The organism is Desulfoplanes formicivorans, assembly GCF_001748225.1.
In the GTDB taxonomy this organism is placed as follows: domain Bacteria; phylum Desulfobacterota; class Desulfovibrionia; order Desulfovibrionales; family Desulfomicrobiaceae; genus Desulfoplanes; species Desulfoplanes formicivorans.
The window spans coordinates 55676-77426 of record NZ_BDFE01000009.1; the positions used below are offsets into that span (position 1 = coordinate 55676).

Here is a 21751-nt window from a genome sequence, read left to right on the forward strand (position 1 = left end):
TGATCCCTCAGAAGAACATTTCAGGTTGTTTGGGCTGGGCGTGCTTGGTGTGCAGGAACACCTGGATTTCATGGATCTTGGGCACCTTCCACGCCCGTGCGTGGGTGGGGCATGCCTTGATGCACGCGCTGCATCGGATGCACCCCGAGGCGGAGACATCCGTGATCACGGTGTCGTCCACCGTGATGATCTGCGGAGGACAGACTCGGGCGCATTCTCCACACAAAATGCACAGGTTGACATCGGTTTCCGGCGCAATGGGCGCAGGAGTCACGCCGTCCCTGTAAGGCCGGTTACCCGGCAGATGGAGTGGGTCCATGGTATCAAGGGATGTGAGGTTGGCCAGTTTTTCAGCGACCTGGCGCCCGAAATCCCGGGCCGCTTTCAGGTCATTGTCATGGGGCCGCCCCTGGGCAACGGGAAGTTCTGGTGAAGAAAAGGAATGTTCACCAATAAAGGTGCCCCCGGCAACAGGTATGAATCCCAGTTCTTTGGCAAGATCGCCCAATTCGAGCAGGGCATCTTCATAGTGCCGGTTTCCGTACACAGTCACCAGAATGGCTGGTCTACCATTTCCCTGGACTCGATCGCGCAGGCGTTGGGCTGCCAATTGGGGAACTCGTCCTGCGTAGACCGGAACACCCACAATGGCCACGCCTTGTGAGGGACTGGGTAGAGGGGCGTTTTCCACGGGAAAGGTCAGATCCGTTTTGATTGGTTCGCCAAGGCCCATGCCCTGGGCAATGGCCTCCACCGTGGCCAGGGTGGTCTTGGTGGGGGAGAAGAAAATCAGTTCGAGATCTTGCATGTTCATAAGAGAGATCCTTGTTTTGAGGAGTGCGCAAGGAGTGCACAGAACACAGGAGTGCGCAGAAAAGTTTTTGGTCGGTAAAATGTTCTTGTTTCTCGTTTCCTGCTGAGCTTGGCGGTTTCCTTTTTCTTTTTTTTTACCGCGAAGATCGCCAAGGGCGCAAAGAAAGGCAAGAACTTTTCAGGAAAGCACAGAACAAGTTTTTCCCTGCGCACTGTGTACTGCATACTCAAGTGCGCGATGCGCACTTGCTCATACAGCCAGAAAGCGCAGGTACAGATCTCCCTTGAAAGGTCCCAGACTGCGCCCCTGACCCTTGAGGCGGATGGGACGACCAACAATGAAATTGTGGGGGAGGCGCAGTTCCAGGGACATGGACCCCTTGCCCTTGCGTTGGATCTGAACCCGAACCTTGCTGCCGGGACGAAGTTGCGGAGCCGGAAGATGGATGGTCTGCCAATCGTCCAGCTGGGACCCGAACCATTTTTTGACGCCGGTCCACAACCCATGGGTGACATCCAGATCAAGAGACCGTTTGCCCCAGGACAGGCTCAGCTTTTTCTGTGGTGTTCCCGCGGTTGTTTGCGCCCTGGTGGAGATGGATGGTTTGCGGGTTTTGATCCTTTCAAAGATGTCTTCAAAAACCTGCCGGGCAAAGGGATCGTTCAGAATGTCCTTGAGGGTTTCCTCCTGCCGGGCGGCAAATCCTTTTTTGGGCCTCTGCCTGTTGTCGGATGCAAATGTATCGGCCTTGTGCCCATTGGAGGCATGGGCAGAAGCAAACGAGGTGGATCCGGTCGGGGGAGTCTGGTCCTCGGAACGGGCCTGTTTGCGGGCAGCTTTTTTCTGTTCCTTGGCAGTCAGGTATTCCTTGAGATGTACATAGGCCTTGTTCAGGTCGTGAAATTTTTTTGCCGCCTGGGGGTCATCGGGATGGAGGTCGGGATGGTAGGCAAAGGCCTGTTTGCGAAAGGCTGATTTGACTGTATCCAGATCGGCCCCAAAGCGCAGCCCTATGATTCTGTAAGCTTGTCGTAGATCCATGAATGGTTGGCGGTAGTAGAAGGTTGGTCAGGATAGGTGTGCCTGAACCCGGAGGGTTTGTTTCTGCCCAGCAGGGGCAGTGATGACGACCCCCGCCTGCCAGCGGGTTTACGGGGATTTGATATCCGAAACCTTGAGGGCGTTGGCATCCAGATCCTGATGGTGGATCAGTCCATGTTCCTTGAGGTAGATGAGTCCCTGGCGCACAAATTCCGCATGGGGCACCTTGGGACATATACCCGGACAATAGTCCTGAGCCATTTCCCAGCTGGTGGGATCAAGAAGGTTTCCCCGGAAAAAGGGCCATGCCCTGCATACATCGGGTTTGGCCTCATGAACCGAGCACCCTGTGTCTTTTTTGAAAAAAATGCAGTACCCGGATGCATCGCTTTTAATGATCCGTTTGGATGAAGTCAGATGGGTATACTGTTTTTGAAAGGCGGTCAGATCAAGTTCCAGAAAGTGACACAACCGTTGTTGTTCTTCCGGGGAGACAACGATTCCGCCGGTTCCCTGGCAGCAATGGCCGCACATGCGGCAGGAAAAGGCACGGGGTGTTTTCATGAATGGATAAAGGTCCTTGAATGGGGTTGAACGGGGAGATGATATACTCCCGGATGATTTTTTTGCCAGCATACAAAAGTAAAAAACTACTCCCATGTGCATGCATGGTCAATATCCGGTTGCAGCTCCTGGTGTCTGCCTGTTGATCCCGGCTTGACCGATACCTTCGGGAAGACTAGCCAAACCACTGGGGCGCGGAACCATGTTGCGTTCCGGCCTGCCTGCAAGTGTTTTTTGCAGGCATATTGTACCCCGTTTGTGCGCGAGAATGTGTGCAGCATCAACCAGCAAGCGAGTTAGCCATGAGTGATCGATTGACACGTCAGGATGCCAAGGTTCTGTGGCGTGAGGATGTTTTTGCCCTGGGCAAAAGGGCTCACGCAGCCAGGACCGAGCGTCATCCCGGAAACATTGTCACCTATATTGCCGACAGAAATATCAATTATACCAATGTGTGTGTTTCCGGATGCAAATTTTGCGCGTTTTTTCGGCCCCCTGGTCATCCTGAGGGGTATGTGCTTTCGCGTGAAGAACTTGGGGCCAAAATTCGGGAAACCGTGGAGTTGGGCGGGTACCAGCTTTTACTTCAGGGGGGCATGAATCCTGATCTGGGACTGGATTTTTATACGTCCATGCTTGCCTTTATCAAGGAAGAGTTTCCCATGGTGGCGGTGCACGGGTTTTCTCCGCCGGAGATCGTCTTTCTGGCGGACAAGGAAAAACTCTCCATCGAGGAAACCATAACCGCCCTGCATCAGGCAGGTCTTGATTCCATTCCTGGTGGTGGAGCCGAGATCCTGGTCAATGCCATCCGTGCCCGCATATCACCGCGCAAATGCAATGCCGACCAATGGATCAGTGTCATGGAAACAGCGCATAACCTTGGGCTGAAGACCACGGCAACCATGATGTTCGGCCATGTGGAATCTTTTGAGGATCGGTTGGAGCATCTGGATCGCATTCGTGATCTTCAGGATCGTACCGGCGGATTCACGGCCTTTATTCCCTGGACATTTCAGCCCCACAATACCCTGATCAAGACTCCTGAAGTCTCTTCGGTTGAGTACCTGAAGTTTCTGGCTTTGAGCCGGCTCTATCTGGACAATATCGAGAACGTCCAGGCTTCATGGGTGACTCAGGGACCCATGATCGGTCAGCTGGCCCTGTTCTGGGGGGCCAATGATTTCGGATCCACCATGCAGGAAGAAAACGTGGTTGCTGCCACCGGCTGTCGATTCCGCCTGGCTGAAGAACGAATCCGCGCCATCATCTCATCGGCCGGATTCACACCCCGGCGCAGGGCCATGGACTATACCCTGGTGGATTGAATGGGGTTGGTGATAAAAATCCTGAAAACATGAATTTTTGTGCTTGACAAGAAGACCCCGTCTCCATAAAAGGTCGTCTCGTTGCTTGGGAGACCAATCAACACCCCGCCGGGCCACTAGCTCAATTGGCAGAGCAGCTGACTCTTAATCAGGAGGTTCAAGGTTCGATTCCTTGGTGGCCCACCAAAAAAAATCAAGAGGTTAGATGAAAATCTAACCTCTTTTTTTGTGCCTGAGCTGTTCTGCTCCAAATTTGTGCCAGTTGCAGAAAAACTGGAGAATCCCTGCAGGCCTCTTGGAGTGATGTCTGTTGTGGGGGGTCAGTGAAGATGAGAAATATTGACATAGGGGGATGGAGGGGGCCTGATGTGGGACAAACATAGGACTGATGCGGGCTGGTGGAGGTTGACGGCAAGATTTGGAGGCGCAAAGAGAAAACGAGAAAAAATTTACTTTTTGTAGAAAATTTGCAGGTAAAACGAGAAAATTGAAAGGGCCGATTTGGCCCTTTTTTTATGGCGCCGTATTTTGTCATACATGCATGGCGTGATTGGGTTATGCAGCAAAACCCACCACAACGCGTATCCTTTCTGAGCCCCGACCAAAACGCTGCGTCTGTGTATCCCATTCTATCTGGGTAAGGTTTCCGACTGTCCTGATGCTTCGTATATTGGTGTATGCCCGGTGAAGCCTCAGGCCGTTGTGGTGGAGCCTAACCCGTGTCCTCAGTAACTTCCTGATCTCGGTCGCGCCTTATCTCGTCGCGTAGCTGCTGGTTTTCCTGGCGTAGCTTGGCAACTTCTTTTCGTATATCGTTAAACATTTTAGCGGTTTCTGTTTGCATTTCCGCTTTGAATTTCTGGAGCTCCTTTTTCATCTGGATAGCCTCGTGAAAGGCTTCGATATTACTTACTATTGCCGTTGTGAACACGGTCTTTGATTCAAGTATTTCTATTGTTTTTGATATGATCTCGGCTGTATTGAAATCCTGACCATCTTCAAGTGTTTTTGCAACTCGTTCATGTTCTGGAGCCGTATCATTATTTATAGCCCCAGAATCCCCACCTGTTCCATACGGTGCCAATTCCTCCTTACCAGACAGCAGCCAGTCGGTTGAAACATTTAGGGCTTCTGCGATTTTGGCAACAACGTCACCCTTTGGAAACGTTCCCCCTTCATAGTTTTGAACAGAATTTGGTACAACCCCAATTTTTTTGGCCAACTCTTTTTGGGTTATACCAATGCTTTCGCGTGCCTTGCGAAGTCGAAAGGCAAATGAATTTTGGTTCGCAGTTCCTTGCGTTAAGTGCGAACCTAAGTGCGAACTTTTGTTGCTGGTTCGTTCTTTCATTTATCTGTCCAAAATTTAAAGATTTTTATGTTTGAAGTATATATTTTTTGGATTTTTTAAGTGCGAACCCAAAAACTTGTTGACAAAGACCAAAATTCATGGGTACTACGAACTTCAGCGGGGTAACAGCTTACCCGCTAAACTGATAACTAACCGCATCTGGAAGTAAACTCAATGTCTAGGAACCCGAAAAAATCTGTCGGACCATGCAGGCAGCTCCTGCTCCCGATTCAGACATCGGGCTCTCAGTCCATGAGGGCCGGTAGTCTGAGCCGGAAGGACGCGGTGCGCGAGGCACTGACACATGCGATGGATTCCTGCCAGTTGAGCAGAGAACAGATTGCATCTGAGATGTCTCGGCTGACAGGGGAATCGATCTCCATCAACCACATCAACAACTGGACGTCTGGGGCCAAGAGGGACTGGCGCTTCCCCATGGAGTATGTGTCCGCACTGGTGGTGATAACCGGCGATGCCGGGATTGTATCCGCCATTCTGGAAGGGACCGGCCTGGCCGTGTTGGATGAGGATGATCAGATGTATGTCGAGTATGGCAGGCTGGTGGTTGAAGAGAAGCAACGTCAGAAGAAGAAACGCGCCTTGATGCAGAAGCTGGGGGTATAATGAAAAGCAGAAAAATCAAAGCCTGGCTGTTGCTCCACGGCATTACCCAGGCGCAGGTAGCATTAGAACTTGGTGTTTCCAAACCAACTGTCAGCATGTTCATTGCTGGCAAAAAGACATCACGCAGGCTGTACTTGTACTTTGTTTTGGAGCTTGGTGTCCCCAAGTCCTACTTTGGGGACAAGTATAAGGAAGATGAAAAGGATGTGGCCGCATAAACTGGATCAAGTCGCTTCGCCCATTTTGACCCTTCCTCCGCTCATCGGGGGCAGGGAATTAAACGGATGAGGACAGGCAATGAAAGAGTACACACCAAAAGAAATAGCAGACGCAATAGGCGTTACAGTCAGGGCCGTGCAGAAGCGTGCCAAGGCCGAGTCATGGACAAGCCACAAACGGAAAGCGCGAGGCGGCGGCAAGGCGTTCTACCTTGCCGATCTGCCGGAAGACATCCAGCACAAAATACTTGCCGAGTCTGCAAAAGATACGGCCTGCGTCCAGACAGTTAAGCCCCAGGCCCCTGCCATTATCGAGATACCAACATCTGCAGCCATACCTGATTCTGCCCACCAGAGCGGGTTGGACAGGTACCGCATTGTCCATGAATGGCGGGCCCATGTTTCCAAGTCCGCATCAACCAAGGGTGCGGCAACTGATGCTTTTTTGCTGGCGTACCATTCCGGGCAATTGCTGCCCAAAGTGCACGCACGGCGCGGGCGGGTCTCACGGCCAACCTTGTACAAGTGGGACAAGGCCTTGCGCGACAACGGCGATGATTACCGTGTGCTATGCGACAAACGCGGGGCATGGCTCAAGGGCGGGAAAAAGGGCCCAGGGCAGATCGGTCCTGAGGCGGAAGCCGTGTTTTTGACCGCATGGCTCAACCCAAACAGGCCCGGGATCGCCCTGGCATACGAGGCAACCAGGGCTGTACTGGAAAAGCGCGGTGTTCCTGTAGCATCCTATGCAAGTTTTCGTCGGTTTGCCAAACGGTTCGATGCCCATCACCACGACCTGGTTGTGCTTATGCGCGATGGCGAAAAGGCTCTCAAGGACAAGGTTGGGCCTTTTGCCACACGAAACGACAAACTTCTCTCTGTCGGGGACTGCATCTTTGCTGACGGTCATGACCTTAATTTCCAGGTCCTCCACCCGGTTCACGGGCGGCCCGTGCGCATGTGTCTGCTGGTCTGGTTTGATTGGCGGGCCCACTGCCCGGTTGGCTGGGAGATCATGCCTTCTGAATCGACCTTCTGCATCTCATCTGCACTGCGGATGGCGTGTCAGACTCTGGGGAAGTACCCCAAGGTGGCATATATTGATAATGGCCGTGCCTTCACCTCCAAATATTTCCTGGATCACAACGACGAAATTGACGAGCTCAACGGCCTGTATGCCAGGCTTGGAATAGCCGTGCGCAGATCAAAGCCATACGAGGCCAGGACAAAAATTGTGGAGCGGTTCTTCCGTACATTTGACGAGCAGTGCCAGCGGCTTTTGCCATCATATTGCGGGCACAATATCGACTCCAAGCCAGCATGGAGATCCAGAAACGAAAAATTTCATCAGGCCCGCCACTCCGGGTGGATTCCCAACGTTCGCGAGGCCGCAGAAATCTTTCGCCTGTATGTTGGCTGGTACGCAAACAGACCGTGCAGATCCCTTGGTAAAGGGATCACGCCCATGCAAATTCTGGAGGCCGGTCGCGGCCCGGGCATCAGTACGGAAGAGCTGGACCAGCATTTCATGCACACCAAGGTTGTCCATCCGAAACGGTGCAGATTTACGCTGGCCGGTGTCGATTACGAGTCCGATGTACTCTACGGGCTCAATCAAAAGATCAAGATCCGGTACCACTGGGCGGACCTGTCCACTGTCAAAATGTTCACCATGGACAACCATCCCCTGGGCGAGGCCACGCCCGTATCGGCCATCCATCCCCTGGCCAAGGAATTCGGCAACGAACTGGACATGCTCAAGGTTCAGGAGGCCAACAGACTCCAAGCTCGGCTGAAGCGCGAAACCTTCCGCCAGGCTGACGCCATGGGCCTTGGCCGGGACAGTGAGGCCATCCAGCAATTGCCGTGGGTCAAGCGGGAAAAGGTGGAGCTGCAAGTTCAGGACATTGTCCCGGAACAGCCCCAGGTGGCGCATGAGGACGAAATCGACCCGGAGCTGATCGCTGCCCAGCAGGCCATTGCAGCCGAATTGGACGCGGACAAACCCGGGTATGATCGGCCCGCTTTTTTCTCAACTGAATTGGAAAAATACGAGTACCTGTTCAAGATTTCCGAGGTTGAAGGGATCGAGCTGACCGAGGAAGACCGGGCATGGAAGGAATATTACGAGAAGAGCCGGGAATATGCCGAGGTGGCTGCACCACGGTACAACCAACTCCGGCAGACGCTGGTCATGCTGCGTGACCAGGATGGTCACGCGGTAAACATATAAGGAGGAAGACGTGAAGCCAGTATTTGTGGAGACGGAAAATGTATCCAGGTTCCGCAGAGCCATGCGGAACCTGGAAGATACGGAAAAGGGCCAGCCTGGTATTGGCGTTGTGTCCGGCCAGGCTGGCAGAGGCAAAACCTTTGCCGCTGAGAACTATCACGCCGAGAACGGCGGCGTGTTCCTGCGCGTATGGCAGGATTGGACTCAAACGGCATTCTTGCAGGCACTCTGCTTTGAAGTCAAGGGCGAGCGCCCCCACTCTGCGAACCGATGCAAGATAGCCATCATGGAAGCGCTGGAGAGAGACAGACAGACCCTCATTATCGACGAGGCCGACAGGCTCAATGTCAAACGCATCGAGGATCTGCGCGACATCCACGACCAGAGCGGCGCCCCCATCGTGCTGATCGGCGAGGCAGGATTGCAGCCCCTGCTGTCATCCAGGCGCCGGATATGGTCCCGCGTGACCCAGGAGGTTGTCTTTGGGCCCGTGTCGGAAATGGACGTGCTCAACTATGCGGCCCGGGCTGCCGGGCTGAAGATGAGCCCAGAAGCGGCCCGCATCCTGAAAAAAAAGTCCGGCGGCGACTTTCGGCTCATCCACACCATGATGATCAAGGTGGAACAGGCGAGCCGTGCCGCCCAGACGCAAAGCGTGGACGCCGATCTGGTGACCAAAGCAACGGCACGGGGGCGGAAGATATGACCATCACTGCGGGAATGGACGAACTGCGCGGCGTGCTCATGGGCTTGTCCGAGGGCGGCAAGCGGGAAGTGAGCCATGCCATGCTGTATGAGGTTTTCGGCCTTGATGACGAGCGGGAAAAGGTGCGCCTGCGCAGGCGCATGCAGGACATGGTTGGACACGGCGAGGCCGAGCGGGTGTCCCCTGGTGTGTATCGCTACATACCCAAAGCGACCCCGCGCAGGCATGGCGAGTCGTACATTCGTGTCTGGCGGGCGGTCCGGAGCCACAGGCCAGGATGGTCGTTTCATGACCTGAGCCAGGTGACCCGGGTCTCGTACTCCATGGTCAGGCGTTATTGCGTGTTTCTTGAAGAAGAGGGGTACATCGAGCGTTACGGCCGGTCCGGAAATACTCTGAAGTACAGGGGAACCATGCGGGCCCGGGAACAGCGGGCCACCCCCTACCCACCCATCAAACATGCTGATCCGTTTGAGGCTGAAAAGGCAGCGGCCCTTGGTTTGGTCCGGGTATTTCTGACAATGGACCCCTACTCGGAAAAGGCCCGGGCCAAGGTGATGGAACATTGTCAAACGCTTGTTGATCGATTTGGGGAGGCATCCAATGGCTGAACAATGGCGAAAAATACCAGGTATGCGCGGGTACCTGATCAGTGATTTTGGAAGGCTCAAGTCCCCGCGCGGGCGGATGATTACTCCGCGCATCATGCCCAGGACAATCCGGGCAAGATACGATTTTTGCGCAGACGGCATACGCAGGTCGTTTTTTGTTGAGAATGTCATGGCCAGGGTATGGCCGGATAAGGACCAGCAGTATGACGAAGACTGGGTGTCTGCTGTCCGGAAAATGAACGGCCTGTCATCCGACACCAATGGGAGCACGGTCCGGAGACCGTGGCGGCCCACACCGTGGGACAAGGACCCCTGGGAGTCCATGCACCTTTGGGAGTCGGAAAGGGATTATTTTAATTTTGCCCAGTATGTGCCTGTAATTTAATCGTCACGAGTGCCAACACCAACATGACCGTGGAGAATAAAAAATGAAAAGCGAAGAAGAACAGTTACGCGATGAAGTCAAAAAGCTGTATGCGAAAACTTATCCAAACATCATTATTGCCATGTGGGACGAAATCGAACGGCTTAAAGAAATCATATCAAAACATGGTGGCATTGAAGAAGCAGTATATAATAATGCAACAGATGCTAAATATGGGCTGAAAATGGATACAAAAATAATAAAAGTCTGTGATGTGTGTCGCAATACTGAACACAATGTCGTGACTACATGTTTTAAGTGTGGAGATTATTATGACGGACACATAAACGAAGATAATTTTGAAACCATAGATATTTGCCAAAGCTGTAGAGACAACATCGAGTGGAAGGCAAGAGATATTGCAACAAGGCTGAATTTAGACATAAAACATGTTAAAGAGACAATTTTTTTGTATGTAATGCTTGAAGACTTATAGCCGTACATATTTTAGGAGGATACAATGGTTAGTCAGGAAATACGATCATGCGCCATCGCCCTGGGTAGCATCATGCATCAAGTCAGGCCGGAACAGGCTGCAGTGCTCCGTCTTGTAAGACAAAATCTTGCCGTTGCAGCTGACGAGGCAGAGGAAATGGAAGGGTTGTTTCCTGTCCCCAGGATGGCAGAGTCAATCCCTGGTGACGAAGAAATAACCGAAGAAATGGCAAAAACAGCTTGAGGAGGAAACATGGCGAGACAGAAACCAAAAAATCTCTACCCGGTGAAAGATCTGGCAGCTGCCAACAAGGCCCTGGCCGAGATTGCCGAACTGAAGAGGTCCATCAAAGCCCGGGAATCGGCAATGAATGATGAGATTGATCGGCTGAAGGCGGAGACAGAGGCGGCGGTTGCTCCATTGCAAGCCAAGATGGCCAGCCTGGAAAACGGCCTGCTGGCATTTGCCGAGTTCAACAAGGACGAACTGTTCGTGGATAAACGGTCAAAAGACCTGGACTTTGGCTGCATCGGGTACCGCAGGTCCAAAGAGATCAAGCCAATGCCCAAGAAGACCCTGGCCATGGTGCTGGGCAAGCTCAAGGAACTGGGATTTACCGAGGCCATCCGGGTCAAGGAATCTGTGAACAAGGACGAACTCTCCCAGTGGTCTGACGAAAAGCTGGCCCTGGTGCATGCCAGGCGGGTTGAGAAAGACACGTTCTGGTATGAAATTGCCGAACAGGAGATCAAAGGGAGGGTGGCATAAATGGCACTGACAGACCAAGAAATAGAGGTCCTTGGCCGGTTCCTGGAGTTATACGGAGAGGCGTGGATCGAATATGCATTCATGGCCGGTATGACTGTTAAAGATGCAGAGGAAACGCTGAAGAAGTTGCAGGATAGGTAATGCGAAACCCTGCACCCACTTTGTCTGGTGCAAAGTGGGTGCAGGGTCATCCGGGGGCGGCGCCCCGGGTCTGACGAGCAGCCTACGGAAAAGGAGGATAAATGCTATGCAGAAAGAAGCTGCTGGGCTGGTGGGTAGTCGATGGGATCTACTGCGAGGCAACCAGGTTGTTGACCATGGAGCAGAAATCAACAGACCCCCATGCGACCAGGTTGATCGAAAATTCTGCGAACGGCACTGCTGCTGCTGGCACGGCACCTGGTGCACGTGCGAATGCTTCCACGCAGCAGGGACCGACGGTGTGCACAGGTGCGCCTGGACGTATGACGACATCCGCAAGCGGGCGATGCAGGACGAGATGGAGGCGCGGGGATGAAAGCAACATGCCCTCACTGCGGAACATACGGACCGGTTGAATTGTTTTTGGCCGATGCTGACGCCAAGGCTGCCGTCACTATAGTGGACGCCATGCCCGGGGAGTTGCCCAGGTTGATATGGTCGTATCTTGGCCTGTTTCGGAAACCCGGATCGCCCCGGGCCATGACCTGGTCCCGGGCCCTGCGCATTATCCGTCAGCTGGACGGGTACATCCGGGACAAAACAGTGCAATGGAAAGGCGGCCGGATTATTGATAATCGCCCGGAATACTGGGCGGAAGGCATCAAGGCCGTGATGGAACGGGACGCCCAGGGGAAGCTGAAGAGGCCCATGGATGGACACAACTACCTGCGAGCCATCGCCTACGAGATTGCCGAGTGCAATTTTGAAGTCGCCCACAAGAAAAAAGAAGATGCCCTGCGGTATTCGCCAACAGACGGGAGAAGGGTTGTCAGCGCGGACGAGCAGGCAAGGATTGAGGAGCAGGAGTTGGAGGCAAATCGTCAGCGGGCCATGGCCCACCTGGCAAAAATAAAAGAACGTTTTGGATCGAGATCATGAACCAAATAACATACAAGGAGAACTGGTATGGAAAAACAAAAAATGGACAGTATTTACAAAGAAGCACTTTGTACTTGGGGCGTCGAAGCACAGTTGGCCATGGTCGCCGAAGAAGCCACGGAATTGGCTACAGCTGCACTGCATGTGCTCAGGAACAGGCCAGCACTCGAACAGCTGGCAGAAGAAGCTGCGGATATGGAAATTATGCTATCCCAGTTGCGTCTCATGATCGGAGGGAAACGGATTGACGGGAAGAAAGCCATAAAACTGGAACGATTGCGGAAGACGCTGAACGAGGTCAATAATGTTTTCCTGGACAACGAAGAAGACGTGAAACGGATTGCCGGTTGATATTTGACACCCTGCCCCCAAACAGGGCGGGGAAATCAAGGATCAATTGGTTAGGAGTGTGTACTGTGAAGAAAAAAAGAACTGAATATCATAAGCGTTGCTGTTCATGTGGTCGATTTGTCAATCGAGAACGCTGGACCAGGAAAGGTGATCCGCGTTCTGCTCGACCGCTGTGTGAATCGTGTTCGAGAGATTGCGACATGTGGGAATAGGAGGAAACAATGACCAGGAGGAACATGCTTGCGAAGATTCATATTGCCAAGAAGGATCTTGGGTTGTCGGATGATGCGTACAGAGCCATACTGGCCGAGGTGGGCGGGGCCGAGTCTGCCGGTGATCTGGATTCGTACGGATTGACCAGGGTGGTGGCTCATATGCGGAAGCTTGGGTTTGAGCCCAGGCGGTCGAAGCAGAACGGTGCACTGCCTGCCGACAAGGCAAGTCAAATCAAGCGCATCTGGGCCCAATGCTACTCTCTTGGGCGGCCTGTGCCCGAGTACGCAGACGGCCTTGCACGCAAGATGTGGGGTGTGGACAGGGTTGTCTGGTGCAGTCATGACCAGTTGCAGTCCATGACAGCCGCATTGGCCTACCAGCAGCGTCGCGAAGGGGCTGAAACACGATGAGTCTCAGGGATGAAATCGTTGCCCGGTATGGGTCGGTGTACAAGTTCTGGAAGTCCCATGCCGATGAGTTGCCCAGCAAGGGAGTTGTGTATCAGGTGGCTGGCGGGAATTATGCCGGGGACCAGGCCGGGCATGAACGAAAGATGAGGGCGATCATGGACGGACGCAAGGCCCCCACGGAGAACGTGGATAAAATTTACGAGGCCATCCGGAACGTGGCCTGCACCAGGTGCCCTGATCGCCAGTCCCCAGGCCCCCGGTGTGCGGGATGTTTGGAGCTGTTCCGCATGCAGGCCCAGGCTGTGTCTGACACGCTTAAAAGATAACTGATGGTGACCTCATGATCCCTGAAATATACCAGGAAATCGAGGCGGTGACGGACCGCGAAACTGCCAAGCGCATTGCCGAGCTGTTCCAGGGATGCCAGGTGTACTTCCCCATCTGGGACAGGACAGAAAAGCAGCGGAAACGGGACATGGCCATCTATCGGGACAGGATGGCCGGAATCGGCATCCAGGAGCTGGCAAAAAAGTATGGCCTTACAGAACGGCGCATCAGGGCGATCCTTAACGATGCTGCACCCAAACAGCGCCGCCTGCCGATTTGATTGCCTGATTTTGATTTTTGCCTTGCACGAGCGTAAGGCAGTGGATATTGGTCATCGAAAAAAGGAGGTTTGGTAAAATGAAAAGGTTGTTTTTTTTGTTTTTTGGTGCAGTGTTGCTGGCGGCTTGTTCGAGTCCATATGTTGGGAAAAGGGTGCTGATTAACTCCTCTCCTATCAGTGACAGCTCGTTGCCGTACAGCATGCAAGATTATAGCATTTACGGTGTGTTTAATACTGTCTTGTCAAAGAACGGTGAAGAATATTGCATCGATGGAACCGTAGACTGGACGCATGACGAAAAGTGTCACCACATTCATAACAGCAGGATTATTTTCTTTCTGGTAAAGGGAGAGACAGTTGTCGACACCGTAACCTGTACCCTTTCCGGTCGAACGACAGATACACTTCGATACCATCGGACGTTTACGACAGACGTTTCTTTTGACGGCTTGGCCTTAGGGAAATGGTCGTTTATGTATCGACCAGAATAGCAGGTACAATATTGCCGAAACGAACCCCGCTCTCAGTGTATGATGGCGGGGTTTTCTCGTTTTTCCTGCAAAAAATCCCTGAATCCGCTTCATTTCCCCAGTTCCTGTCTGACGGCTAAACCTGGCCGCATGTACAGACCATCCCATTTCTCCCTACACGAGCTTGTGCCTCATGACCTGCTTGACAGGCATGGGGCACGGCTCTGGATTTGTTTTGATGCCCGCATATTACGCGCCGCAGACAGGCTGCGCGATGAGTTTGGACCCATGATCGTAAACGACTGGTATTATGGCGGGACAAATCAGTACAGAGGGTTTCGGCCTGCAGGATGTAATGTCGGCGCTGAACTGTCCCAGCACCGTTATGGACGGGCCTTGGACCTGATACCAGTTCGGGCCCCGGCAGAGACTGTCAGACAGACCATCCTCGAAGATCTTGATATTGTGCGTGATGATGATGGGACGTTCCTGGTTACAGCCATGGAGGCAGACGTTTCCTGGGTGCACATAGACTGCCGCAATCATGATGTGGCGCGATATGGCATCAAACTGTTTTCAGCATAACGGAGGAAGTCGTGGATATAATCAATTGGATCATAGAAAACTGGGTTGGCATCCTGACTGCGGCAACGTCTGTTGTGACCGCTGCCAGCCTGATCACCAAGCTGACAGACACCCCTGCTGACGATGCATTCGTTGCCAAGGTGTACAAGGTTATTGAAGCGCTGGCACTGGTTACAGGAAAGGCCAAGCAGCAGCCCGGGGAAACATCCGCAACATCGACCACCAAGACATCTGTCCTTTTCCTGCCGATGCTTTTCAGCGTCGTGATGCTCGTCAGTATCGCTTGCGGTTGCTCGGCAAACATGACGCCCAGGGAGCGAGCGCAGTCAACAGGGTATGAGGTCGGGCAGGCATATCAAGAGCTGTACGCCAACTATGTTGCCACCGAAGAACGATTGCAGGCGGCAGGAGAGACAATGCCAGCAGAGCTGGCCAAGTCCATGGATGCCCTCAAACGAGCAATCATCGCATACAACGACATGGTCATTGTATGGGCCGGGACCAATGCAATAGACACGCCCGAGGGCCTCGACTCCCTGGGTGCTGATATTGCGCAACTCATATCGGACATCAGCACAACGTTGATGTCTCTGTCTCTACAGGGGGAATGACATGGCCATATCACCTGCTACTGTTGACCTGATTGTCGCCTTGATCCCTACAGCAACACGCCTTGCAGGTCAGGTTGTAGATGCAGCCACCAAGCTGGCTGACGAGGGATACGAGGTCCCGGGAATCGAAGATCTGCGCAAAACCAACGAGGCCTTGAGACAACTGCCGGATCTCGCGCCACAAACGGAGGAATAATGGACGCATCAACAGCAGCTGCCATGGGGGCGCTGGCTCAAATTGTCGGGGCATTAGGCCCATGGGGAATAGGTATCCTTGTGCTTGGGCTGCCGCTTGTTATGCCCTTTGTGGTCATATTTTTATCCGCAACCTCGTCCAGAAGACAGGCCGATCTGCTTGAGACATATCGTGCCGATACAACGCGAATCCTTGAAGAATACGGCAAGTCCGTTGATGCAATATCTACGTATTACAAGAACAACGTCCTGCTGGTCGAGGGATACGAGCGGGTGTGCAGGGATCTCCACTCCGTAGTGGTCCTGAATACCCAGACCATGCAGCGACTGTGTGACAAGATCGACGCGATGCAGTCCAGGAGGGTGGCATGAACAGTGAGCGGGCAAAATACCTAGGTAGAAAAGCCGAGCTGGAAACCGACGTAAAGCGAATGGAGATCCGGGCAACCGGCATGATTGAGACCATCCGGTCAAATCTTGATCCAACGGCTGACCTGAAAGATCTTGATATTGAGGCGGTGGCTGTTACCGCTGTTGAACTGTCTGATCTGCACCTGAAGTATCTGGCCGACCTGAAGCGACTGGCCAAGGTCAAGGACATCCTGGGGGAATAATGGGCTGGGAGCACGATCCGGAAACAGTATGGCGAGCGCAGGAGCTCTACTGCGTTGACCGTCTGTCGTATGCCCAGGTCTCCGAGATGACCGGGATCGCTGCGAGCACGCTCAAGCGCTGGTCTGAAAAGTACCGGTGGCGTGAGAAGCGGGAAGAAATCGCCATGGCCGAATCCGAGATCCGGGCAGATTTCGTCAAAGCCCGGTCCAGGATGCTCAAAAAGCTGATTGCCGACCAGGGTGCGCAAGACGCTTTTGCCGTGTCTGCTTTGGAGAACCTGGCCCTGGCCAGGGAGAAGGCGGCCCGGGAAGGACGGGCAGTCAATGCCGCCAAGGCACCGGTGCGGGAGATCAAAACAACTGAGGATGCTGTGGAAGCATTGAGCGAAGCCGTATCCACAAAGCTGAACATGATGTTGAGTGACCCGGGGCAAGTCGATTTCAAATCAATCAAAGAATTGCGTCAGGCCATGGAGATGATCTCCCAGATGCGGGCGCAGACAAACGCAGACGGGCGGGAATCTGCCCGGGCCAAGGGGCTCTCTGTTGAGAGTGCGAACGCGTTCAGGAAGCAAATTTTAGGGATTCAATGAACAGCATGTTGACCATACGCGATCTCGACCGGGCACCTGCGGTTCTGCTGCCATACCAGCAGAAGTGGGTTGCCGATAAATCCGAGGTCAAGATCGCTGAGAAATCCCGCCGGATCGGCATAACCTGGGCCGAGGCGTCTGATGACGTGCTTGTAGCGGCCACCGAAGGCCGGGACGGTATGGACGTGCTGTACATCGGCTACAATCAGGAGATGACCCGGGAGTACATCCAGACATGCGCATGGTGGGCCAAGCAGTTCGCCAAAGCGTGTTCGGACATCGATGAATTCGTGTTCAAGGACAAGACAGATGACGGGGACAAGGACATTGCGGCATTTCGCATATCGTTCGCGTCCGGGCATCAGATTGTTGCCCTGAGCTCCCGCCCGACAAACCTCCGCGGCCGTCAAGGCCGTGTTGTCATCGATGAGGCCGCATTCCATGAGGACCTTGCAGGGCTCATGAAGGCGGCCCTGGCCCTGCTTATGTGGGGCGGTCAGGTGGTGGTCATATCTACCCATTTTGGTGACTCCAACTATTTCAATCAGCTGATCGAGGACTGCCGGGCCGGACGGCTGCCATACTCCGTGCATCGGTATGACTTTGATGAAGCTCTGGAGGATGGGCTGTATGCTCGAATTTGCCTGGTACGCGGTGAAGAGTGGTCTGCTGAAAAGGAAGCTGATTGGCGCAATAAGATCATTGCTTCGTATGGAGACGACGCCGACGAAGAACTCTTCTGCATACCGTCACAGGGCGGCGGTGCGTACCTGCTCCGTTCGACCATCGAGGCATGTTGGAAGCCAGAGATACCCGTCATCCGCTGGGAACCACCGTCCAAAGACTTTGTGGACTGGCGCGATGATCAGAGATTTCGAGAGGTATTGGACTGGTGCATGGCGGAGCTGGACCATGTGCTTGCGAGCCTTCCGCAGAGACCCTCATATTTCGGAGAAGACTTTGGACGAGACGTTGACCTGACCGTGATCTGGCCCTTGCAATCCATGCCCGGGGCAACCTTTGCAACGCCCTTCCTCCTTGAGCTCCGTGACTGCCCTTTTACCCAGCAGGAGCAGATCCTTTTCCATGTCTGCGACCGGCTGCCCATGCTTGCCGGTGGTGCGCTGGATAAGGGCGGAAACGGAGCTTTTTTGGCTGAGCGTGGCCGCCAGAGGTATGGCGCTGATCGCATTGAGCAGGTCAGCTTTCATGATTCCTGGCTCCTGGAAAACTGGCCCCCGGCCAAGGCCATGCTGGAGGATCGCACCGTTTCCATCCCAAGGGATGATGATGTGATGGACGACCTGCGGGCCGTGCAAAAGGTGAAGGGAGTCCCGAAGATCCCCGCCAGCACTAGGACAAAGGCCGGTGATGGCGGCAAGCGACATGGTGACGCGGCCATCGCCTATGTGCTGGCCGTGTATGCCAGCAGGCATTTTGAGTATTCCGGGCCGTTTGAGGCGCTGACGGCGGGTATCAATCACAGCAAACAGCTGCTGCGGGGTTATTGATGAGCGGAATTTGGGTATCTCCAACGCAATTCATGGATGTTGATGATCTGAAGAAATCAGATCTCGGCAGCGAGATGTACACATACCTGTCGGCTACAGGGTTTGATCCTGCATCCTGGCTGGGGACCATGCCCGACCCGGACCCCGTTCTGGAAAAGATGCCCAACGCCGGAATGGATGCCCTGCGGGCCGTGCTGGCTGATCACAAGGTTACTGCATCCGTACAGTCCAGGAAGCTGATCACCCTGAAAAAACAGGACTGGGTGCTGGAGCCGGGTCACGCAGAAGGCGAGGAGCCAACAGACGATGCGGTTCGGCTGCGGGACATGCTGTCCAGAGATCTTGAGCGGGTTGATCTCTACAACCTGTTCTCAGAGATCCTTGATGCACCGCTTTTTGGATATACGGTTGTGGAGCTTGTGTGGTCGCCAGGAAACCGATCCATGTCCCTGTCCAAGATGATCCCAAGGCCCCCGGAATGGTTTGGATGGGGGTCTGATAACAAGCTCAAATTTATCGATGTCTCAGCCGTTGGTGTGGATGTTGATCCGCGCAAAGCCGTTGCCGTGCGCCATTTTCCTGCATCATGGAACCCGTATGGGCTGCGCCTTCTGTCGCGGTGCCTGTGGCCCGTGGCCATAAAAAAAGGCGGCATCAGATTTTGGACAACGCTTTGCGAAAAGTTCGGCATGCCGTGGGTCATCGGCAGGGCCAGGAACGGAGCGCAGCGGCCAGAGCGGCAGGAGATCTTGCGCCAGCTCAGCAATATGGTCCAGGACGCTGTGGCCGTGGTCACAGCGGGTACGGAAGTGCAGGTCGAGACCACCGGCGGCAAAGCAAGCGGATCACTGCATGCCGACTTGGTCAAGTACATGGACAATGCCATCGCTATGGTCATCATGGGCCAGACCCTGACGGCGGACATTGGGTCATCAGGGTCCAAGGCTGCGGCCGAGACGCACAGAAAGCTGCTTTCCGACTATGCGGCAGCAGACGAGGTGCTGATCTGTACGTTCATGGAAAATCTGGCCTGGGTGTACGGGCAAGTGAACGCCCCTGGCGTACCTACCCCGACCTTCCGCTTCCGCGAGCCAGAAGACTATGACGCCCAGGCAGACCTGGACAAGAAGCTGTCGACCACTGGCGTTCGGTTTACCAAGGCCCACTATGTGCGCAGATACAACCTGGCCGAGGATGAGTTTGATATCGCAACAGATGGCGCAGCTCAGGACATCGATCATGCCCAGGGCAAAGGCAGCTACACGGCTGAACAACAGGCGCTTGAGGACATGGCAGACCAGGGACGTGACCGGGCAGCGAAAATTTTTGATCGGAAAGTGATGTCGCGCATCAAGGCAATCGTCCAGGAATCAGGGTCATACGACGAGGTACAGGAGCGCCTGGCAAAAGAGCTTGAAAAAGGCTTTGCCGGGGCAGATCTCGAAGACCTGCTGCAGCAAGCCATGGTCGCCGCTGATCTGTGGGGACGGTTCCAGGTGAATCAAGAGGTTAAGGACGATGGATGAGGTTGATATTGCCAACGACTATCTGCGGCGATCCATGCGCGAATGGGAAGAGTCGCGGAAGCATGCCGTGTATATCGCTTCCGAAAACATGTGTGGCAGGGTCAGGTGCGTTGATTGCGGGTGCTTCATTCCCCTGGCCCGCAGGCAAGCCATTCCTGGGTGTGTTCGGTGCGTAGATTGCCAGCAAGAGTACGACAAGGGGTAAAACGCTCGAAAATCGTTTGTAAGGCCTTGAATGCTATTTTTGGGGTAATAGTGCCGGTGAAGCGTATTATACTAGTATAATACTAGTATTATGGAGCAAAAAACAGCATGCCAGTCGAATTGAAACCGCTGCCCATGGACGAGGCAAAAGAATACTGGGTCACCAAGGTGCAAATGACTGCCAGCGAGTTTTACGCCCTGGCAGACGTTTGGAAGGCCCGTGCATTTACCGTGTCTGGCATTGCTGAAGCCGATGTCCTGGCCATGATCTTTGAATCCATTACCAAGGCCCTGGACGATGGGACCAGCTTTGAAGACTGGAAGGCATCACTGTCTGACGTGTGGGAGAACCAGGGGTGGACCGGGGTCAAGGCGTGGCGTGTTGACAATATCTTCCGGACCAACATCCAGACTGCCTATGCAACGGGGCGGTACAAGCAGATGGTCGCCGTCAGGGAATCCAGGCCGTACTGGCAATACTCGGCTGTCAACGACTCCCGCACACGTCCGACACATGCGGCCCTGCACGGCAAAGTTTATCCGGCAGACAGCGAGTTTTGGGACACATTCTATCCGCCAAACGGGTTCCGTTGCCGATGCTCGGTGAAGACGTTGTCTGAACGGCAGGTCGAACAGCGAGGGATTGAAGTGGGCCACGGCAATGGCCTTGGAGAGCTGATTGAGCCCGTGGACCCTGTGACTGGCGACAAGATGCCAGCCAGGCCGCTTATGCCGGACAAAGGCTTTGAAACCAATTGCGGGAAAGATGGCTGGGAACCGGACTTGAGCAAATACCCGGCCAATCTGCGCCAGCCCTTGGAACAACGTCTAGCAGCGAGGAAACAGTCATGACATGGACACCTATCTTCCGCGCGGGGACCCACACCGATTCCCGTGGACGGACAAAGACATGGACGGTGGAGGACCTGGACAAGGCCATTGAATCGTATGACCCGAGCAAGCGAGAAGCCCCATTGGTCATTGGGCATCCCAAGGATAATGCTCCAGCATACGGCTGGATCGATAAGCTCAAGCGAGCCGGAGATGTGCTGTTGGCCAGTTTCAAGCAGGTGCCGGACGAACTGAAAAAGGCGGTTGCTGCCGGGCGCTACAAACACAAGAGCGTCAGCTTTTATCCGGACGGGCGTATCCGGCATGTGGGGTTACTGGGGGCTGCCCAGCCAGCTGTTGAAGGCTTGGGAGAAGTCAGTTTCAGCGATGAGGGCGATTATTTTGAATACTCAAAACAGGAGGATGCAGGAGTGACCATAGAGGAACTGCAGAAAAAACTGGAAGCGGAAAAGGCGGCCCGGGAAGCTGCTGAAGCCAAAGCGGAAAAGCTGGCTGCAGATGTTGCCCAGGCCCAGGCGGCCAAGGAGCGTGAGGCCAGAGAGGCCAGGATCGCCAAGCTGGTTGAATCGGGCAAGGTCATGCCAGCGGAAAAGGACAAGGTGCTTGCCTTTGCCGAGCATCTTGGATCTGGGTCGGAAAATGAAGAGATCTGCTTTTCCGAGTCCGAGGGCAAGAAGAGCCTGGAAGATCATTTCTGGGCATTCCTTGAGTCCCACAAGGGGCACGGTCTGTTTGACGAGTTTAAGGAGCCCACAGCGGCCCCGGCTGAAGATGTCGATCTGACAGACAAAGTATAACCACAGGAGGA

30 protein-coding genes, 1 tRNA gene and 1 other RNA gene are annotated in these 21751 nt (G+C 54.1%); 28 read left to right on the forward strand and 4 right to left on the reverse strand.

Annotated features, from left to right (window positions below):
- Positions 1-7: 7 nt before the first annotated feature.
- From DPF_RS04090 to DPF_RS04100, 3 genes are all read right to left on the reverse strand, one after another.
- Entirely contained in the window at positions 8-814 is an 807-nt protein-coding gene (locus tag DPF_RS04090) for a 4Fe-4S binding protein (protein ID WP_069857603.1), read from the reverse strand.
- Between the two features lie 249 nt (positions 815-1063).
- Positions 1064-1855: a J domain-containing protein gene (locus DPF_RS04095; RefSeq protein WP_069857604.1), complete on the reverse strand. Its 792-nt coding sequence runs from the start codon at positions 1853-1855 to the stop codon at positions 1064-1066.
- A gap of 108 nt (positions 1856-1963) precedes the next feature.
- A complete protein-coding gene (locus DPF_RS04100) occupies positions 1964-2419 on the reverse strand; it encodes a YkgJ family cysteine cluster protein (RefSeq protein ID WP_069857605.1) in 456 nt (151 codons plus the stop codon).
- A gap of 302 nt (positions 2420-2721) precedes the next feature.
- On the opposite strand from DPF_RS04100, the gene mqnC reads away from it, so the two are divergent.
- Together mqnC and DPF_RS04110 are read left to right on the forward strand one after the other, a co-directional pair.
- The gene (gene mqnC, locus DPF_RS04105) at positions 2722-3747 is read left to right on the forward strand and encodes a cyclic dehypoxanthinyl futalosine synthase (protein ID WP_069857606.1); all 1026 of its coding nucleotides are present in this window, start codon (positions 2722-2724) and stop codon (positions 3745-3747) included.
- 110 nt (positions 3748-3857) lie between these two features.
- Positions 3858-3933 (forward strand) — tRNA-Lys (locus tag DPF_RS04110).
- Between the two features lie 526 nt (positions 3934-4459).
- On the opposite strand, the gene DPF_RS04115 is transcribed toward DPF_RS04110, so the two are convergent.
- Positions 4460-5098 (reverse strand): helix-turn-helix domain-containing protein, encoded by a 639-nt coding sequence (locus DPF_RS04115; protein ID WP_069857607.1) that lies wholly within the window; start codon positions 5096-5098, stop codon positions 4460-4462.
- A 285-nt stretch (positions 5099-5383) separates the two neighbouring features.
- On the opposite strand from DPF_RS04115, the gene DPF_RS04120 reads away from it, so the two are divergent.
- From DPF_RS04120 to DPF_RS04255, 26 genes are all read left to right on the forward strand, one after another.
- Positions 5384-5722, forward strand: a complete 339-nt coding sequence (locus tag DPF_RS04120; RefSeq protein ID WP_141721049.1) for a hypothetical protein — start codon at positions 5384-5386, stop codon at positions 5720-5722.
- Complete coding sequence (locus DPF_RS04125; protein WP_069857609.1) at positions 5722-5940, forward strand: helix-turn-helix domain-containing protein; 219 nt, start codon at positions 5722-5724, stop codon at positions 5938-5940. The genes DPF_RS04120 and DPF_RS04125 overlap by 1 nt, the downstream gene beginning before the upstream one ends.
- A gap of 79 nt (positions 5941-6019) precedes the next feature.
- Positions 6020-8173 carry a DNA-binding domain-containing protein gene (locus DPF_RS04130; protein ID WP_083254455.1) on the forward strand — a complete coding sequence of 718 codons (2154 nt, stop codon included), beginning with the start codon at positions 6020-6022 and terminating at the stop codon, positions 8171-8173.
- A 10-nt stretch (positions 8174-8183) separates the two neighbouring features.
- On the forward strand, positions 8184-8879 hold the full coding sequence (locus tag DPF_RS04135) for an AAA family ATPase (protein ID WP_231702128.1): 696 nt from the start codon (positions 8184-8186) through the stop codon (positions 8877-8879).
- On the forward strand, positions 8876-9490 hold the full coding sequence (locus tag DPF_RS04140) for an IclR family transcriptional regulator (protein ID WP_231702129.1): 615 nt from the start codon (positions 8876-8878) through the stop codon (positions 9488-9490). The genes DPF_RS04135 and DPF_RS04140 overlap by 4 nt, the downstream gene beginning before the upstream one ends.
- Positions 9483-9875 carry an NUMOD4 domain-containing protein gene (locus tag DPF_RS04145; RefSeq protein ID WP_069857610.1) on the forward strand — a complete coding sequence of 131 codons (393 nt, stop codon included), beginning with the start codon at positions 9483-9485 and terminating at the stop codon, positions 9873-9875. Before DPF_RS04140 ends, DPF_RS04145 begins: the two co-directional genes overlap by 8 nt.
- Before the next feature lie 43 nt (positions 9876-9918).
- On the forward strand, positions 9919-10350 hold the full coding sequence (locus tag DPF_RS04150; RefSeq protein ID WP_069857611.1) for a hypothetical protein: 432 nt from the start codon (positions 9919-9921) through the stop codon (positions 10348-10350).
- A 24-nt stretch (positions 10351-10374) separates the two neighbouring features.
- Entirely contained in the window at positions 10375-10593 is a 219-nt protein-coding gene (locus tag DPF_RS04155) for a hypothetical protein (protein WP_069857612.1), read from the forward strand.
- A gap of 9 nt (positions 10594-10602) precedes the next feature.
- Positions 10603-11118 carry a host-nuclease inhibitor Gam family protein gene (locus DPF_RS04160; RefSeq protein WP_069857613.1) on the forward strand — a complete coding sequence of 172 codons (516 nt, stop codon included), beginning with the start codon at positions 10603-10605 and terminating at the stop codon, positions 11116-11118.
- The gene (locus DPF_RS14000) at positions 11119-11259 is read left to right on the forward strand and encodes a hypothetical protein (RefSeq protein WP_176724159.1); all 141 of its coding nucleotides are present in this window, start codon (positions 11119-11121) and stop codon (positions 11257-11259) included.
- Positions 11259-11346, forward strand: an RNA gene (locus DPF_RS04165) — hammerhead ribozyme type II. Before DPF_RS14000 ends, DPF_RS04165 begins: the two co-directional genes overlap by 1 nt.
- A gap of 285 nt (positions 11347-11631) precedes the next feature.
- On the forward strand, positions 11632-12198 hold the full coding sequence (locus tag DPF_RS04175; RefSeq protein ID WP_069857615.1) for an HI_1489 N-terminal domain-containing protein: 567 nt from the start codon (positions 11632-11634) through the stop codon (positions 12196-12198).
- Between the two features lie 27 nt (positions 12199-12225).
- A complete protein-coding gene (locus DPF_RS04180) occupies positions 12226-12549 on the forward strand; it encodes a nucleoside triphosphate pyrophosphohydrolase family protein (RefSeq protein WP_069857616.1) in 324 nt (107 codons plus the stop codon).
- A gap of 236 nt (positions 12550-12785) precedes the next feature.
- Positions 12786-13175, forward strand: coding sequence for a regulatory protein GemA (locus DPF_RS04185; RefSeq protein WP_176724160.1), 390 nt, complete (start codon positions 12786-12788; stop codon positions 13173-13175).
- Complete coding sequence (locus tag DPF_RS04190) at positions 13172-13501, forward strand: hypothetical protein (RefSeq protein WP_069857618.1); 330 nt, start codon at positions 13172-13174, stop codon at positions 13499-13501. Before DPF_RS04185 ends, DPF_RS04190 begins: the two co-directional genes overlap by 4 nt.
- Positions 13502-13515: 14 nt before the next feature.
- Positions 13516-13782, forward strand: coding sequence for a Mor transcription activator family protein (locus DPF_RS04195; protein WP_069857619.1), 267 nt, complete (start codon positions 13516-13518; stop codon positions 13780-13782).
- Positions 13783-14848: 1066 nt separating this feature from the next.
- Complete coding sequence (locus DPF_RS04210) at positions 14849-15448, forward strand: hypothetical protein (protein WP_069857621.1); 600 nt, start codon at positions 14849-14851, stop codon at positions 15446-15448.
- A gap of 1 nt (position 15449) precedes the next feature.
- Positions 15450-15644, forward strand: a complete 195-nt coding sequence (locus tag DPF_RS04215; RefSeq protein ID WP_069857622.1) for a hypothetical protein — start codon at positions 15450-15452, stop codon at positions 15642-15644.
- A complete protein-coding gene (locus tag DPF_RS04220) occupies positions 15644-16015 on the forward strand; it encodes a hypothetical protein (RefSeq protein WP_069857623.1) in 372 nt (123 codons plus the stop codon). The genes DPF_RS04215 and DPF_RS04220 overlap by 1 nt, the downstream gene beginning before the upstream one ends.
- On the forward strand, positions 16012-16257 hold the full coding sequence (locus tag DPF_RS04225; protein WP_069857624.1) for a hypothetical protein: 246 nt from the start codon (positions 16012-16014) through the stop codon (positions 16255-16257). The genes DPF_RS04220 and DPF_RS04225 overlap by 4 nt, the downstream gene beginning before the upstream one ends.
- A complete protein-coding gene (locus DPF_RS04230) occupies positions 16257-16850 on the forward strand; it encodes a hypothetical protein (RefSeq protein WP_069857625.1) in 594 nt (197 codons plus the stop codon). The genes DPF_RS04225 and DPF_RS04230 overlap by 1 nt, the downstream gene beginning before the upstream one ends.
- A 5-nt stretch (positions 16851-16855) precedes the next feature.
- Positions 16856-18361, forward strand: a complete 1506-nt coding sequence (locus tag DPF_RS04235) for a hypothetical protein (protein WP_069857732.1) — start codon at positions 16856-16858, stop codon at positions 18359-18361.
- Complete coding sequence (locus tag DPF_RS04240) at positions 18361-19887, forward strand: phage portal protein family protein (protein ID WP_083254457.1); 1527 nt, start codon at positions 18361-18363, stop codon at positions 19885-19887. Before DPF_RS04235 ends, DPF_RS04240 begins: the two co-directional genes overlap by 1 nt.
- A complete protein-coding gene (locus DPF_RS04245; protein ID WP_069857627.1) occupies positions 19880-20092 on the forward strand; it encodes a TraR/DksA C4-type zinc finger protein in 213 nt (70 codons plus the stop codon). Before DPF_RS04240 ends, DPF_RS04245 begins: the two co-directional genes overlap by 8 nt.
- Positions 20093-20199: 107 nt before the next feature.
- Positions 20200-20943, forward strand: coding sequence for a phage head morphogenesis protein (locus DPF_RS04250; protein ID WP_069857628.1), 744 nt, complete (start codon positions 20200-20202; stop codon positions 20941-20943).
- A complete protein-coding gene (locus DPF_RS04255) occupies positions 20940-21740 on the forward strand; it encodes a phage protease (protein ID WP_069857629.1) in 801 nt (266 codons plus the stop codon). Before DPF_RS04250 ends, DPF_RS04255 begins: the two co-directional genes overlap by 4 nt.
- Positions 21741-21751: the final 11 nt, after the last annotated feature.

Excerpts from the sequence above, each read along its gene's own strand:
- DPF_RS04175 (WP_069857615.1), top strand. The coding sequence starts at position 11,632 with ATGAAAGCAACATGCCCTCACTGCGGAACATACGGACCGGTTGAATTG.
- DPF_RS04155 (WP_069857612.1), top strand. The coding sequence starts at position 10,375 with ATGGTTAGTCAGGAAATACGATCATGCGCCATCGCCCTGGGTAGCATC.
- DPF_RS04215 (WP_069857622.1), top strand. The coding sequence starts at position 15,450 with ATGGCCATATCACCTGCTACTGTTGACCTGATTGTCGCCTTGATCCCT.
- DPF_RS04235 (WP_069857732.1), top strand. The coding sequence starts at position 16,856 with ATGTTGACCATACGCGATCTCGACCGGGCACCTGCGGTTCTGCTGCCA.
- DPF_RS04095 (WP_069857604.1), bottom strand. The coding sequence starts at position 1,855 with ATGGATCTACGACAAGCTTACAGAATCATAGGGCTGCGCTTTGGGGCC.
- DPF_RS04145 (WP_069857610.1), top strand. The coding sequence starts at position 9,483 with ATGGCTGAACAATGGCGAAAAATACCAGGTATGCGCGGGTACCTGATC.
- DPF_RS04255 (WP_069857629.1), top strand. The coding sequence starts at position 20,940 with ATGACATGGACACCTATCTTCCGCGCGGGGACCCACACCGATTCCCGT.
- DPF_RS04195 (WP_069857619.1), top strand. The coding sequence starts at position 13,516 with ATGATCCCTGAAATATACCAGGAAATCGAGGCGGTGACGGACCGCGAA.
- DPF_RS04185 (WP_176724160.1), top strand. The coding sequence starts at position 12,786 with ATGCTTGCGAAGATTCATATTGCCAAGAAGGATCTTGGGTTGTCGGAT.
- DPF_RS04150 (WP_069857611.1), top strand. The coding sequence starts at position 9,919 with ATGAAAAGCGAAGAAGAACAGTTACGCGATGAAGTCAAAAAGCTGTAT.
- DPF_RS04220 (WP_069857623.1), top strand. The coding sequence starts at position 15,644 with ATGGACGCATCAACAGCAGCTGCCATGGGGGCGCTGGCTCAAATTGTC.
- DPF_RS04180 (WP_069857616.1), top strand. The coding sequence starts at position 12,226 with ATGGAAAAACAAAAAATGGACAGTATTTACAAAGAAGCACTTTGTACT.
- DPF_RS04160 (WP_069857613.1), top strand. The coding sequence starts at position 10,603 with ATGGCGAGACAGAAACCAAAAAATCTCTACCCGGTGAAAGATCTGGCA.
- DPF_RS04115 (WP_069857607.1), bottom strand. The coding sequence starts at position 5,098 with ATGAAAGAACGAACCAGCAACAAAAGTTCGCACTTAGGTTCGCACTTA.
- DPF_RS04125 (WP_069857609.1), top strand. The coding sequence starts at position 5,722 with ATGAAAAGCAGAAAAATCAAAGCCTGGCTGTTGCTCCACGGCATTACC.
- DPF_RS04190 (WP_069857618.1), top strand. The coding sequence starts at position 13,172 with ATGAGTCTCAGGGATGAAATCGTTGCCCGGTATGGGTCGGTGTACAAG.
- DPF_RS04250 (WP_069857628.1), top strand. The coding sequence starts at position 20,200 with ATGCCAGTCGAATTGAAACCGCTGCCCATGGACGAGGCAAAAGAATAC.
- DPF_RS04225 (WP_069857624.1), top strand. The coding sequence starts at position 16,012 with ATGAACAGTGAGCGGGCAAAATACCTAGGTAGAAAAGCCGAGCTGGAA.
- DPF_RS04230 (WP_069857625.1), top strand. The coding sequence starts at position 16,257 with ATGGGCTGGGAGCACGATCCGGAAACAGTATGGCGAGCGCAGGAGCTC.
- DPF_RS04100 (WP_069857605.1), bottom strand. The coding sequence starts at position 2,419 with ATGAAAACACCCCGTGCCTTTTCCTGCCGCATGTGCGGCCATTGCTGC.
- DPF_RS04140 (WP_231702129.1), top strand. The coding sequence starts at position 8,876 with ATGACCATCACTGCGGGAATGGACGAACTGCGCGGCGTGCTCATGGGC.
- DPF_RS04130 (WP_083254455.1), top strand. The coding sequence starts at position 6,020 with ATGAAAGAGTACACACCAAAAGAAATAGCAGACGCAATAGGCGTTACA.
- DPF_RS04245 (WP_069857627.1), top strand. The coding sequence starts at position 19,880 with ATGGATGAGGTTGATATTGCCAACGACTATCTGCGGCGATCCATGCGC.
- mqnC (WP_069857606.1), top strand. The coding sequence starts at position 2,722 with ATGAGTGATCGATTGACACGTCAGGATGCCAAGGTTCTGTGGCGTGAG.
- DPF_RS14000 (WP_176724159.1), top strand. The coding sequence starts at position 11,119 with ATGGCACTGACAGACCAAGAAATAGAGGTCCTTGGCCGGTTCCTGGAG.
- DPF_RS04240 (WP_083254457.1), top strand. The coding sequence starts at position 18,361 with ATGAGCGGAATTTGGGTATCTCCAACGCAATTCATGGATGTTGATGAT.
- DPF_RS04090 (WP_069857603.1), bottom strand. The coding sequence starts at position 814 with ATGAACATGCAAGATCTCGAACTGATTTTCTTCTCCCCCACCAAGACC.